This window comes from Anaerococcus murdochii, from assembly GCF_019957155.1.
Taxonomy (GTDB): domain Bacteria; phylum Bacillota; class Clostridia; order Tissierellales; family Peptoniphilaceae; genus Anaerococcus; species Anaerococcus murdochii.
Genome location: NZ_JAIPME010000002.1, coordinates 1,446,590 through 1,461,412, shown reverse-complemented (window position 1 = coordinate 1,461,412; position 14,823 = coordinate 1,446,590). Strand labels below are relative to the sequence as shown.

The window sequence follows — 14,823 nt, the reverse complement described above, 5'->3', positions numbered from 1 at the left end:
TTTTCAATGGTAAAGTGAAAATTAAATTTTTTATGAAGTCGGCTTGACAAATTATTCTTAGTAAATAAAATTTATTTGTAAGAAAGTCGTAAGTATTATATCATTATTGTAAATGTATAAGGAGAAAATAATGGATTTAATTTACAAAGGCAAGACTAAGAACATCTACAGCCTCGAAAATGGCAACATCTTGATGAAATTTAAAGACGACGTTACAGGCAAGGACGGCGTTTTTGACCCAGGTGAAAACCAAGTCGGCCTATCAATAGAAGGCGCAGGCAATGCAGGTCTTAGGATGACAGAATTTTTCTTTAATAAACTAAATGAAAAAAATATCCCAACCCATTATGTAAAAGCAAATGTAAGTGAAAACACAATGGAAGTTAGAAAAGCTAGAGTATTTGGCAAGGGTCTTGAATTTATTTGCAGATACAGGGCTGTAGGATCTTTTTACAAAAGATACGGCAAATACATAGAAGAAGGCGCTCCACTTGACGCATTTTTTGAAGTAACAATCAAAGATGACGCAGCAGGCGACCCTACAATTTCTAAAGACTGCCTAGAAGTTCTAAATATCGCAACAGCTGACCAATATGAAGAACTAAAAAGGCTTACAAAAGAAATTTGCGGCATAATCCGTGACATCCTAAAAGAAAAAAATCTTGACCTTTATGATATAAAACTAGAATTCGGCCTAGATGAAAATGACAAAGTCATCCTAATAGATGAAATATCTGGCGGCAACATGAGAGTCTACAAGGGCGATGAATATATCGAACCACTTAGACTTACTGATTTGGTTTTAGACTAATTATAAAAATCCCTTTTTAAAAAACTTAAAAAGGGATTTTATTTTATTGAAAATCTCAGTTATATATATTTGGTATACACATTTGTTTTTTAATAATGTTATTATACTATAGATTTATAAATCGAAACTCAATAAAATCTTTATATTTAAAGATGAAATTTTTATTCTAAACTTCTTATTCTATCTACAAGACTATTTTGGCTATGCTTTTCATAGAATCTACCTGTAAATATTATACCAATGATAATATTTACAAAGTTTACAAGTATAAGTGGCATGATTACAAATTTATAGGAAGTCCACTGAGTCTGTTCAATAAAATCCATCAAGATGTATTTATCTACAAGAAGCATAATGATGAAAGAAAATATTAAGCCACATAAAGAATAGATCAAATTCTTTTTCACCAAATATTTTTTAATATTTTTCTTTGTCATTCCAATTGCTTCAAGAATTGATAAGTTAACCATATTTCTCAAAATTTCAGTAGCAATAACATTTATAAAATTCAGTACAGAAATTAAAAACAATACTATAGATAAACTATAACCCACAAATTCTATAAGATTTTTGAAATCTTTAAAAGACTTTATTTGAAGATCTCTTGAGTCATAGGAAAATCCTGGTTCATTTTCAAAAGATTTTAATAACTTATCAAAATTTTCCTTTTCGCTATCTACTACATCAAATCCATAGGACATTATACTATTATCACCTGTGAGTTCTTTGTACAAATTAGGATTTAAATAAAAATATTCTAAATCTAACTCAGGGCTAGACTCATCAAATTGATTTTCCTGGATAATAGGAAAATATCTCAATCCATCGGAAAAATTATAATTAATCTTTCCCATAATTTGGACTTCTTTGATGCTATTTTTTACTTTGATCTTTATTTTATCGCCAGCTTTAAATGCAGATTTTTTATCTCCATATTCTCCTATGATAACATAATTTCCTGTTTGCCATTTTTCTTTATCAAATTCTCCATCTATTATTTTTTGTTTATTTATTAAATAATCATCTATTCCCAATAATATTGGAGCAACTTTATTGTCTTCTATTTTTATAACCGGATATGTGTACTCATATCCGTATGAATATAAGGCACCTCCACTTTTAAATCCTTTATGGTTTTCTATTTCACCAATATACTTTTCATTAATACCGTCTTCACTTCCTGAGTACATATACCTAAAATATTTTGGGCTTGCTATATTATAGTCCGTTGCAATTACATCAGAAATTCCCTTTTCTAGATCAATATTGCTTGTATAAGTTAAGACACTATTCAAAATAACTGCAGAAAGGCTAATAGATAGAACTATGGATATAAATCTAAATTTATTGGAAAATACTTGTCTTCTAGCAAGTTTACCTAGAGAAATATCCTCGCTTTTATACTTATTTTTTATTTGGATTTCATTGTATCTGCTGGCATCTATTGGAGAAACTTTTGCTGCGAACCTAGCTGGTCTCATCACTGATAGAAATACTGTAAGCAATGTAAAGGCTGTCGAAAATAAGATAATTAAGATTATTACAGCAAGTGATAATTTTACATCCGTTAACATCTCATTACTTGCAAATATTTTGTTTAAAATGATTTTTCCGATAGAAATTCCAATTATATCTCCAATTATTATTGAAGGAAGTGCGACTGCTAAAGACTCAAGATGAATAAGCCTTTTGATTTGTGGCTTTGTCATTCCAATTGTTTTTAAAAGTCCTAGAAGTTTAATATCTTCATTTACGGATATCTTAAAAATATTATTTATTATCAGATATCCCGCGACTATTACCAAAATCAAAAAAGCTAAGAAGGGTAGAAATGTTTTAAAATCAAAACTAGAATCACCAGATAAAAGATAGGCAAAGTTAACACCAATCCTTATTTCTTTGTCGGATAGATTTCCAGGGTCATCTACCACTTTATAACCATTTCTCTCAGCAATTTTTAAAAGCTTATCCCCTATCTTAAAAGAATTATTTAACATTACTCCCAAATCGCTATTATTTTTTGGAAGGGATAATTTATCTACATAAGCTTTTGATAAATAGATTTGACCTACACCGACATTAGAGTCAATAGGATTTTGAAAAGTCCCCGATATAATAAATTTATCACTTTTATTTTCGATAATTTCTCCTGTGTAAGGTTTTTCTATATTGTAGGGAATTTCAATCTCTTCTCCAATTTCACCCTTATAACCTAATTTTTTTGCAGTTGCTAAATCTATAAATACGTCGTTTTCTTTTTCAGGAAATTTCCCTTTAACTTTTTCTATTAGCGACCATTCAAATCCATTTTTGTCCATATAGGATAGTTCTGCACTTATTTTTTCATCATTAAGAATACCAACTTTCTCTCTTATTGAAAAATCCTTTATGTCTTTATCCTTGGATAAAATATTTATGTCTTTGTCAGAAAGTTCTTTAAAACAGCCATGGCTGATTGTACCAATAGTTTTCATTGTTTGGGTTTCCATGCTCTTTCCTAACCCTAAGGCTACTGAAAATAGGCTCGTAAATAGTATAGAAGTTAAGGCAATTGCTAATAAGAGAATATTTCTCCTGCTTTTATTCGCATTTAAAATACTTTTTGCAAGACGTCTTATATAAGCTTTATTTTTGACTTTCATTTTTTCCCGCCAGCCTTCCATCTTCTATCCTTAAAGTTCTTTCTGCGGCTTGAGCTACCGCATCATCGTGAGTGATCATAAGAATAGTATTTCCAAGCTCTTTATTAATCTTTTTTAGTAAGTAAACAACTTGAGAAGATGATTTTGAATCTAAATTTCCTGTAGGTTCGTCAGCTAAAATTAAAGAAGGTTTGGTAACCAAGGCTCTTGCTATAGCAACTCTTTGTTGCTGTCCACCAGATAATTCGTTTGGCATTTTATATTTTTGATCACTTATCTCTAGAATGTCTATTACGGAATCAACATATTTCTTATCTACCACATCCCCATCTAGACCAAAGGGAATAATTATATTCTCATACACATTTAACATTGGCAAAAGATTATATGCTTGAAAGACAAAACCAATATTTCTTCTTCTAAAAATTGTTCTCTCATCATCTTTCAATGCATAAATGTCAGTATCATCAATCAAAACTTTTCCGCTTGTAGGATAATCAAGTCCTCCTAGTAAATGTAATAGGGTTGATTTACCAGATCCAGATGCTCCTATAATAGAAATAAATTCTCCTTTTTCTACATCGAAAGATACTCCATCAAGAGCTCTTACTTCCACATCATTTGTTTTATAATATCTTTTTAAATTTTCCACTTTTAACATATCTATCACCTCTTTACATTTAATATTAACATTCATATCTTACAAATTACTTACAAGACTTCTTACAGTTTTGTAAGAAAAAAGACTTCTCACAATGGGAAGTCTACTGAAAATTTTATTCTGTTATTATCCAAAGACGCTCTTATATTTCCGCCATGCTTTTCTATAATTTCTCTGGCTATAAAAAGACCTAAACCCAAACCATCCTTTGAAACTGAATTTTTTCCTCTATAAAATCTTTCAAATATCTTCGGCAAAGCTTCTTCTGATATGTCTTTGCACTCATTTTCTATGTCTAGATTATAGTTTAGGTAAGATTTATAAATTGAAATATTAATAGTAGAACCATTTGGCGAGTATTTTATAGCATTATCTACTAGATTGTGGATAGCTTCTTTGAGCCATCTTTCGTCTAAATTGAAAATTAAGTCTTCGTCTTTTAAATTTATGCTTATGTTTTTTTCATATAATATTACTTTAAATTCTCTCAAAACATCTTCTACTATGTCTTTTAAATTTGCTTGATGTTTTTGTAAGGAAATAATATCTGATTCAAGCCTAGAAGATTTTACTAGGTTTTGAATTAAAAATTCTAGTTTATTAAGCTCATACTTTATAATTTCAAGATACTCATCTTTCGGATCATCTTCTAAAAGACTGATGTATAAAGAAAGGTTGGTAATGGGTGTCTTGGTTTGGTGTGATATATCTGCTATTAAATCTTTTGTTTTACTTTTTTCTATATTTATTTTCGCTTCTTTTACTTGGCTGGCATACAAAAACTTAATGAGCTTTGATTTTATTTTAGATAATTCCTTTTCATCAAATTCTGTGATTTCTAAATTTCCATCCAAAGCCTTATCAATATAGTCTGAAAGTTCAAGCATTTCATTTCTCAAGGTAATATATTTATATAAAAGAATTCCAATTATAATTACTAAAAGACCTATTAAAATTTCCATTTATATCCAACTCCAAAGACTGTTTCTATTGGGTCATAGGGTTTTAATTTATTTCGTATCCTAGAAATATTGACGCTCAATGTATTTTGATCAATAAAGTCATCATCTATTCCCCAAACAAAATCAAAAAGTAATTCCTTAGTAATAACTTGAGACTTGTTTTTTATCATGTAGTATAAAATTTTTGTCTCTGTTCTTGTGAGATCTATATTTTTATTATCTACATAGAAAGTATTTTCATTGAAATTAAAGTCTAGACCATCTTTCTTATAAAGATTTAAATCACTAGACACTATTTTTTCAAAAGCTCTTTTTATCTTTGCTTCTAAGATTCCTAAAGAAAAAGGCTTGGTTAAATAATCATCTGCACCTAAATTTATGGCTGAAATGATATATGCTTCTAGATCTATGGCTGATAAAACTATAATAGGAATTGATGAAGTTTCTCTGGTATATTTTATTATTTCAAGCCCATCTCCATCTGGTAAGTTCATATCAAGTAAAATCAAATCCGCATCATCAATAAAAGATTTAGCTTCACTAATTGTGTTTACAGAAAAAACTTCATATTCTTTATTTAAGGCTATAGAAAGCCCTTTATTTAAATTTGTATCATCTTCAATTATTAATATCTTTTTCATACCATTTCCTATTCATAAAAATCCTAATAAAAAATCGTAATACGAATTTGAATATATTTAAACTCACTTATGCTAATTTATATACTATCTATAGTAACTATACCATAAATAAAAAACAATTTTATAACATCTAAAACATAAGAAAAGCAAGTCTTAGACCCGCTTTTTTCATTAAAATGATATTCTAAATATGACTGCAATTAAACATAAAATAACTGCTAAAGGTACGTATAGGAATTTTCCAATATTGTACCAAGTATCGCCGTAGACTTTCTTTGAACCTAGGTTTATTGCACCGAGTAATTGGTCTTTTTTCAAAATCCAGAACCAGGTCACTGCACCAATCATTGCCCCTATTGGGATTACATAGATTGAGATAATGTCCATAAATGGCCCCCACTGGCTAATCATTTCCATATTCACACCAATGGCAAAAACTACGATTCCGATTAAAACTAAAACCAAATTACGTTTTAATTTTGGATGCCTTTGCATAAGGGATTCTGCTACTACTTCAAACATATTTTGTAGGGATGATATACCGCCGAAAACAACTGCTACGTATAAAATAATGGCAAAAATTCTTCCTGCTGCCATGTCTTGAAGAATTGTTGGTAGAACTTGGAATAAGAGTCCAGGTCCACCTGCTTGGTCCATACTATAAACAATAATTGCTGGAATCATTACAAAAGACGCTAGCATGGCTGCTAGAGTATCAAGAAATCCTGTCATTTTTGATGATGAAACTATATCTTCATCATCAGAAAGATACGCACCTACTACTAGCATGCCCGATCCTGTTACAGATAGGGAGAAAAATGCCTGGCCCATGGCCTGAAGGATTGTTCCCCAAGATAGCATTTCTTTATCAAACCTAAACATGTATTTGTAGCCTTCTATAGCATTTGGAAGTGTTAAAATCCTAATTGCTAAAATTACAAAAAGTACAAAGAAGGTTGGCATCATAATTTTGTTTGATTTTTCAATGGTTGTTGCTCCACCTATACATGAAAGCAATGTAATTGCAATTATAAAAAAGTGGTAAGGCACTACTGAGAATGGCTTTAAGGAAAAACTATCAAAGTAAGATGTAGTGTCAGTAGTTAATAAAAATCCAGATAAAGAATCAACCAAGGCTTTTAGAACGTAGGCAACTATAACTGCATAGCCAATAGCTATTAATAAAGACCCAATTAATGGAATGTAGCCTATAAACTTGCCTACAACTGTGTCTTCTTTACGGCTTTTGAAAGCCTTGTGGTAAGCACCGAGTGTGCCTGTTTGAGCATATCTTCCAACTGCAAACTCACTAGCGAGTCCGCAGTAAGAGAAGACACTAACAAAAAATATGTAGGCTATTAAAAAAACTAAGCCTCCTTTTTGGAATTTATATGGAAAGCCCCACACGTTTGCCATACCGACGGCCGATCCGACTGCCGTGAGGATAAATCCTAATTTCGAACTAAACTTATTCATTTTTTTCTCCTTTATTTATATAAAAATTTATTTTCTTTGTCGGTATATCACTTTAAAGCATAGTCTAATTATAACCCATTTTGAAAATAATTCAAGAAAAAAAATCTCCTACAAAGATTGGCTATTTACCTAAAAACTTGGAAAGTTTCTAGCAAAGAATCTCTGTAGGAGTAATATTTAATGGAAGAGTATTGCACCTATACAAACTATTATTACAAGCGGTGTATATACATACCTACCAATTTTTATGAAATTTTCATTTTTTTGCTTTTTAGCCCCAAGATTTATCTCTTTTAAGAGAACCTTAGGATCCATTACGAAAAACCAAACCACAGCGCCAAGCATGGCCCCAAGTGGGATTAGGTAATAGATTGTTATGTCCATCAAATGTGACCACCTAGCTAGTGGGTGGAGGTCAATTCCCAAAATTAGAACAAGTGTACCTACTAATAGAAGAGCTTGTTTGTCATCCATTTTAAATTCCTTGTTTAGGGTATGGGAAATCGATTCGAATATTGTTTGAAGCGAAGTCAATCCCGCCATTATTATGGCCATGTAAAATAAAATTGCAAAGCCACTTCCTATCCTCATAGAATTAAAAATGCTAGGCAGGATGTGGAAAATTAAGGCAGGTCCCTCAGCGTGACCCATAGAAAAAACTGCTATTGCTGGCACAATTATAAAGGCTGACAAAAGAGCAACTATGGTATCAAAAAGTCCTGTAAGTTTTGAGTTTGTGACTATATCGTGGTTGTCAGCAAGCATCCTTCCCACAAAAATCATGCCAAAACCCGTAATAGAAAGGGCAAAGAGGGCATCTCCCATGGCAGAAATTGCTGTGCCAATATTACAATCTTTCCAGTCAAACCTAAAAAGTAGTCTGTAGCCTTCCCCTATGTTTGGAAGCATTAACATCTTTACTAAAACTATTAGGTAAATTACAATCATTGATGGCATCAAAATCGAGTTTAGTTTTTGAACCGACTTAAAACCACCGAGACTTATCAAAATTACCATGACAATTATCAATAAATGGACTTCCATAACAGCAAAGGACCTTGAAGAAAAGTCTTCAAACCAAACTGATGGTGGGGTTAGTAAAAGTTTACCATTTATGGTATCCACCAAGGCCTTGGCCACATAGGAAACTATTATTGTATAGCCAACCGCTATGATTAGGGAAATTAAAAGTGGAAAATAGCCATAAATTTTTGCTATTTTTGAATTTGGGCGGGATGTTTTTATGGCTTTTTCGTAAGAATTTACAACTGATCCCTTGCCCATCCTTCCTATGGCAAATTCGCTAGATAGGCCAACATAGGAAAAAAGCGAGATGAAAATCAGGTAAAAAATCAGGAAAAATAGCCCGCCCTTGTGAAACTTATAAGGAAAACCCCAAACATTTGCCATACCAACCGCAGAACCTGTGGCTGATAGGACAAAGATGGTTTTGGATTTTGTCTTAGGGAGCTTCATGGCTAGCCCCTATATTTTTCTTGGATTTCTTTTATAAGTTCTGTATCTTCAAAATAATCTATACCCATGGCAGCCTTGACTCTTTCGATTTTCTTAGCGCCTTGGGCCCTAGCGTCAGCAGTGCCTTTTTCTAGGATTTCAAAGACTTTTTCTATGTCTTTTTCGTATTCGGCACGCCTTGCCCTTATTGGTTCTAATTCCTCTTCTAGGACCTTGATTAAAAACTTCTTGCACTTAACATCACCAAGACCTCCCCTTTGGTAGTGGGCCTTTAGTTCGTCAAGATTTTTGTATTCTGGTAAATATTTTTCAAAATGGCTGTCATTTGAAAATACATCTAGGTAGGTAAAGACTATATTTCCCTCCACCTTGCCAGGATCGTCGATATTGATATGGTCTGGATCTGTGTACATGGCCATGACTTTTTTCTTGACAGTTTTTTTGTCATCTGCAAGATAAATCGCATTTCCTAGAGACTTGCTCATCTTAGCAGCCCCGTCAATTCCAGGCATACGGCGAGCCATTTTTGATTCTGGCAAAACTGCCTTTGGTTCTACAAAAATTTCTCCGTAGATATTATTAAAACTTCTTGCAAGTTCCCTAGCTTGTTCTAGCATTGGTTCCTGGTCTTCACCAACCGGTACAACATTGGCATCAAAGAGCAAAATATCTGCAGCCTGGCTTACTGGATAGATTAAAAACCCTGCTGGAAGGCTAGTTTCAAAATTTCTTAGCTTAATTTCTTGTTTAACAGTTGGGTTCCTTTCAAGTCTTGAAAGTGTAACTAAGTTTAGAAAATAAAATGTCAGTTCTGTAAGCTCTGCCACTTGTGATTGAACAAAAATGCTCACCTTTTCTGGGTCAATGCCCACGCTTAGGTAGTCGAGGGCAACTTCGATAAGGTTTTCACGGATTTTTGCTGGATTGGCAAAATTATCTGTAAGGGCTTGGCTATCTGCAATCATGACATACATCTTATCATAGTTACCTTCATTCTGCATCTTTACCCTATTTCTTAGGCTTCCTACATAATGGCCAAGGTGAAGTCTACCTGTTGGCCTATCACCTGTTAAAATTATATCTCCCATAATTTTCTCCTTTTGATGTAAAAAAGGGGAAGCTATTGCTTCCCTATTAATTTTCATTTTTTGCTAGATAAGCGTCTATAAAGCCTTGGATGTCCCCATCCATCACTGCTTCTACATTTCCCATCTCGTAGTTTGTCCTGTGGTCTTTGACCATGGTATAAGGTTGGAAAACATAAGATCTTATCTGGCTACCCCAGGCAATTTGCGAATACTTGCCTTGGATATCTTCTATTTTTTCTTTTTTCTCTTCTTCTTTAATCTGAATTAGTTTTGAAATAAGGAGGTTCATCGCTGTTTCCCTATTTTGCATCTGGCTTCTTTCAGCCTGGCTTGTGGCAACCACTCCTGTTGGAATGTGGGTGATCCTTACCGCAGAGTCAGTCTTATTTACGTGCTGGCCGCCTGCCCCACTTGCCCTGTAGGTATCAATCCTTAAATCTGATGGATCAATTTCTATGCTTGTATCTTCGTCTAATTCAGGAAATATATCTACTGAAGAAAAAGAAGTGTGGCGCCTAGATTGGCTGTCAAATGGTGAAATCCTCACAAGTCTGTGAACCCCTTTTTCTCCCTTTAGATAGCCGTAGGCGTAAGGGCCCTTGACATGGAGGGTAACAGACTTAATCCCGCCTGCTTCCTCGTTGTTTAAGTCCTTGACCTCAACCTTAAAGCCCCTTTTTTCGCAATACCTGGTGTACATCCTAAAGAGCATGTCCGCCCAGTCTGTCGCCTCAAGACCACCTGCACCTGCATTTATGGAAAGATAGGCATTGTTTTTGTCATATTCTCCATTTAATTGGGTCTTAAGTTTTAGGCTTCCTAGGTCTTTTTTGATTTTTTTAAGGTTAGAATCAACCTCTTCTAGAGTGGAAAGCTCTTCATCATCGCTTAATTCTACCAAGTCTATCAAATCTTGGTTATCTTTGATAGCATCTTCAATGTCAGTGTAGGCTTTTAAATCTTCTTTCTTATCAGAAAGGGTCGCCATGACATTTTGGGCCTTGTCAGAATCATCCCAAAAATCTGGGCTAATTGATTTCTTTTGTAGGCCATCTATTTCTTCTTTTAGCCTAGCCGGGTCAAAGACTATCTCCGACTAGGTTTAGAGTTTCTTCGAGGTTTTTGATTTCTTCTTTTAGTTCAAATATTTCTCTCATACTATTTCTTTACAGTTGATTTCTTGGCTTCACGGTCTAATCTTCTGCGTTCAGCTCTGTTTAGACCTTCGTAGTCTTCTTCATCTGTAGAAGGACCTGTTATATCCTCGTGGCTAGCTTCTTCTGGAACAAGAATTTGCTTTCTTTGGATATTTTGTCTGATTTCTACATTCATCATGTATCTAACAGTGTCTTCTTGGATTGCTCTGGTCATTTCTTCGTACATATCAAAACCTTCGTTAGTGTAGGCTCTAACTGGGTCTTCTTGACCCATAGCCCTAACGCCGATTTCCTTACGCATTTGATCCATTGCATCGATGTGGTCCATCCATTTTTGGTCTATAACCCTAAGAAGTATTACTCTTTCAACTTCTCTCATGTTTTCTGGTCCGAAAGTAGCTTCCTTGTCTTCGTATTTAGCAAGGGTTGCACCTGTGATATAGTCAATTAGGTTATCTTGGGTGTAAGAATTTATATTTTCAAAATGAAGTTGGGTTACAGGAACTCCTAGACCATTTAAGTAGTTTAGAAGGGCTGTCATTTCCCAATTTTCAGGCTTGACTTCAGGATTAGTGAAGGTATAAACTGCATCTTTTATAACTTGTTTAATCATATCGACGATGGTTTCTTTCATGTCATGACCCATTAGAACTTCACGTCTTTCGTTGTAGATGATTGTTCTTTGCTTGTTCATAACGTCGTCGTATTGAAGGACTCTCTTTCTTGTCGCAAAGTTATTTGCTTCTACTCTTGTTTGAGCCTTTTCAATTGACCTTGTCACCATTCTTGATACGATTGGCTCATTTTCGTCAAAATCTGCCTTTTGAACAAATTTTGCTACAGCTTCACCACCGTTTAATCTGATTAGATCATCTTCTAGAGATATAAAGAATCTTGACTTACCAGGGTCTCCTTGACGGCCTGAACGTCCTCTTAGCTGGTTATCGATACGTCTTGATTCGTGTCTTTCAGAACCGATAATGTATAGACCACCTGCCTTGATTACTTCGGCTTCTTCAGCCTTGATTCCTGGTCTAAATTGATCTTTATAATGTCTAAATTTCTTTCTAACATCAAGGATTTCTTGGTTATCTGTTGCTGAGAATGAGTCAACTTCTTCGATTAATTCGTCTGAAATTCCTTCTCTTCTTAGCTTTTGTTTAGCCATGAAATCTACGTTACCGCCGAGGGTAATATCTGTACCACGGCCCGCCATGTTGGTTGCGATTGTTACTGAACCAAGACGTCCTGCTTGGGCAACTATTTCTGCTTCTCTTTCGTGGTTTTTAGCGTTTAGGACTGTGTGCTTGATGCCAGCTTGTTTTAGGGCATCAGAAAGTCTCTCACTTGCCTCGATTGAAATAGTACCTACAAGGATTGGTTGGCCTGTTGCGTGGACCTTGTTAATTTCGTTTATAATTGCGTTGAACTTGCCGCGTTCGTTGATATAAACGTGGTCGTTGTCATCTTCCCTTTGAACTGGTCTATTAGTTGGAATTTCAACTACGTCTAGCTTGTAGATTTCGTCAAATTCGTCTTCTTCTGTTTTTGCAGTACCAGTCATACCTGAAAGTTTATCATACATTCTAAAGTAGTTTTGGAAGGTAATGGTAGCAAGTGTTTTACTTTCTGCCTTAACTTCTACACCTTCTTTAGCTTCTATCGCTTGGTGAAGACCATCTGAGAATCTCCTACCTTGCATGATACGACCTGTGAATTCGTCTACGATTTCAACTTCGCCATGGTTTACAACATAGTCAATGTCTCTTGTCATTGTTGTATTAGCCTTTAGGGCGTTGTTGATATAGTGAGATAATTCTAGGTTTTCTGTATCAGAAAGGTTGTCGATACCAAAGAATTCTTCAGCCTTTTTTGTACCTTTTTCTGTAAGGTTTGATGATTTTCTCTTTTCATCTACAAGGAAGTCTACGTCTTCTACTTTAAATTCCCTATCAAATGGGTCAATATCTGCATCTTCATTAGGATCTAAGATTCTACCTTCAAGAGTTTGGATAAACTCATTTGCCTTTTGGTAGGTATCTGTTGATTCATCGCCTTGGCCTGAAATAATAAGTGGTGTTCTTGCCTCATCTATTAAGATTGAGTCAACCTCGTCTACGATTGCGTAGTTTAGACCACGTTGAACCATGTCTTCCTTATAGATAACCATGTTATCCCTTAGGTAGTCGAAACCAAATTGGTTGTTTGTACCATAAGTGATATCAGCGTTATAATTTTCTCTTCTTTCGCTATTTGTAAGTCCGTAAATTATACAACCTACAGATAAACCAAGCCAGGTATGGACCTTGCCCATCCACTCTTGGTCACGCTTTGCAAGGTAGTCGTTTACTGTTACTACGTGAACACCCTTTCCAGATAAGGCATTTAAGTAAGATGGAAGTGTTGCTACAAGAGTCTTACCTTCACCTGTCTTCATTTCTGCTATCTGTCCATTATGTAGTACAATACCACCTAAAAGTTGCACTGGATAATGCTTGATTCCTAGTACCCTATCACTTGCTTCTCTAACTACAGCAAAGGCCTCAACTAAGAGGTCATCAAGGGTTTCTCCGTTTTTTAATCTTTCTTTAAATTCAACTGTTTTATGTTTTAAGTCTTCGTCACTTAACTTTTGCATATCTTCATCTAGTGCTAAGATTTTATCGACAATTTTTTTATTTTCTTCGATTTCTTTTTGACTAAATGATTTAAATATATTAAATAATGCCAAATTTTTCACCTTCCAATTCTTCACTTATCCTACCCTTATTATACAAAATTTCAATCAAAAATAGGCAATCTAGGCAAGGATTAATCCTTTTATACTTAAGTATTAATTTTGTAAAATAAACTGATAATGATTTTAATCCACTATACATTATAATAGCTTTCTATGGTTAATTCAATCTATTTTCCTAATTTAAGGCAAATTTAATAGAAAAAAGCCCTAAATTCCTTTAGGACTCCTTGTATTAATTGAAAATCAAATTTTTTTACTTAATATTTTGAAATTTTACAAACCTAGGATATTTTTATATTTTTCAAATTCCTCTGGGACTTCCTTATCAAAGACCATTTCCCTGCCGTTCTTGTCGGTAAAGGCCAAATGGGTGCAGTGGAGAAGTGGATGGTCTAGGTTGAATTTATGTTTAAAATTGCCATAGACAGGATCTCCCAGAAGTGGATGGTTAATGTCTGTCATGTGAACTCTTATTTGGTGGGTCCTACCTGTTATGATGTGGACCTTCACTAAGCTAAAACCGTCTACTTCGCTTAGAACTTGGTATTCAGAAATTGCCTTTCTCCCACTAGGACGAACTGCCATCTTGCGCCTATTATGAGGGTCCCTATCCATGAAATTTTCTATCCTGCCAGACTTTTGTTCAAAATTTCCAAAGACAATGGCCAGATATTCTTTTCTTACCTGTCTGGTTTCAAAAAGCTCCTTTAAATATCGATAGGATTCATTATTTTTTGCAATCACCATTAGGCCTGTCGTATCCTTATCAAGTCTGTGGACAATCCCTGGCCTATCTTCCCCGCCAATGTGGGAAAGGCCGTCGTAGCCGTATTTAAAAAGCAGGGCATTCACCAAGGTCCCTGTCACAATTGACCCTGCTGGGTGGACAATTAGGTTTTTTTGCTTGTTAATTATAGCTAAGTCATCATTTTCATAGACAATATCAAGTGGAATATCCTCTGGTACAATCTCTGGGACTTCAAAAAGTGAATCATCTATAAAAATTTCATCGCCCATCTTAAGCTTGGTTGAGGGCTTTACTTTTTCATTATTTACTTTTATTAAAGAAGCTTTGATAAAATCTTTTATCTTCTCCCTTGGTATTTCGTCAAGTTCGTCAGATATGTATTTATCAACTCTTATAAGGTCATCTGCTATTAGTATCATAT

The 14,823-nt window shown here is 34.3% G+C and carries 11 protein-coding genes; 1 reads left to right on the top strand and 10 read right to left on the bottom strand.

Going from position 1 to position 14,823, the window contains the following annotated elements:
- Positions 1-130: 130 nt before the first annotated feature.
- Complete coding sequence (locus K8P03_RS07415; RefSeq protein WP_223419952.1) at positions 131-811, top strand: phosphoribosylaminoimidazolesuccinocarboxamide synthase; 681 nt, start codon at positions 131-133, stop codon at positions 809-811.
- Between the two features lie 161 nt (positions 812-972).
- Here K8P03_RS07415 and K8P03_RS07410 read toward each other — a convergent pair whose 3' ends face one another.
- The 10 genes from K8P03_RS07410 to K8P03_RS07365 all read right to left on the bottom strand — a co-directional run bounded on the left by K8P03_RS07410 (position 973) and on the right by K8P03_RS07365 (position 14,821).
- A complete protein-coding gene (locus K8P03_RS07410) occupies positions 973-3,474 on the bottom strand; it encodes an ABC transporter permease (RefSeq protein ID WP_317847328.1) in 2,502 nt (833 codons plus the stop codon).
- Positions 3,437-4,114, bottom strand: coding sequence for an ABC transporter ATP-binding protein (locus K8P03_RS07405; RefSeq protein ID WP_223419947.1), 678 nt, complete (start codon positions 4,112-4,114; stop codon positions 3,437-3,439). The genes K8P03_RS07410 and K8P03_RS07405 overlap by 38 nt, the downstream gene beginning before the upstream one ends.
- Positions 4,115-4,203: 89 nt before the next feature.
- Complete coding sequence (locus K8P03_RS07400; RefSeq protein WP_223419945.1) at positions 4,204-5,076, bottom strand: sensor histidine kinase; 873 nt, start codon at positions 5,074-5,076, stop codon at positions 4,204-4,206.
- The gene (locus K8P03_RS07395) at positions 5,064-5,717 is read right to left on the bottom strand and encodes a response regulator transcription factor (protein WP_223419943.1); all 654 of its coding nucleotides are present in this window, start codon (positions 5,715-5,717) and stop codon (positions 5,064-5,066) included. The genes K8P03_RS07400 and K8P03_RS07395 overlap by 13 nt, the downstream gene beginning before the upstream one ends.
- Before the next feature lie 171 nt (positions 5,718-5,888).
- Entirely contained in the window at positions 5,889-7,193 is a 1,305-nt protein-coding gene (locus K8P03_RS07390) for a sodium-dependent transporter (RefSeq protein WP_223419941.1), read from the bottom strand.
- Between the two features lie 177 nt (positions 7,194-7,370).
- On the bottom strand, positions 7,371-8,669 hold the full coding sequence (locus K8P03_RS07385) for a sodium-dependent transporter (protein ID WP_223419939.1): 1,299 nt from the start codon (positions 8,667-8,669) through the stop codon (positions 7,371-7,373).
- Between the two features lie 2 nt (positions 8,670-8,671).
- Positions 8,672-9,757: a tryptophan--tRNA ligase gene (trpS, locus tag K8P03_RS07380; RefSeq protein ID WP_223419938.1), complete on the bottom strand. Its 1,086-nt coding sequence runs from the start codon at positions 9,755-9,757 to the stop codon at positions 8,672-8,674.
- A gap of 46 nt (positions 9,758-9,803) precedes the next feature.
- Positions 9,804-10,914 (bottom strand): peptide chain release factor 2 gene (prfB, locus tag K8P03_RS07375; protein WP_223419936.1). Its coding sequence is split into 2 segments (ribosomal slippage): positions 9,804-10,838 and positions 10,840-10,914, totalling 1,110 coding nucleotides; the frame shifts between segments, so codons are not numbered across the junction.
- A gap of 1 nt (position 10,915) precedes the next feature.
- On the bottom strand, positions 10,916-13,645 hold the full coding sequence (gene secA / locus K8P03_RS07370) for a preprotein translocase subunit SecA (protein ID WP_223419934.1): 2,730 nt from the start codon (positions 13,643-13,645) through the stop codon (positions 10,916-10,918).
- A 282-nt stretch (positions 13,646-13,927) separates the two neighbouring features.
- Positions 13,928-14,821, bottom strand: a complete 894-nt coding sequence (locus K8P03_RS07365) for an RluA family pseudouridine synthase (RefSeq protein ID WP_223419932.1) — start codon at positions 14,819-14,821, stop codon at positions 13,928-13,930.
- Positions 14,822-14,823 lie beyond the last annotated feature (2 nt).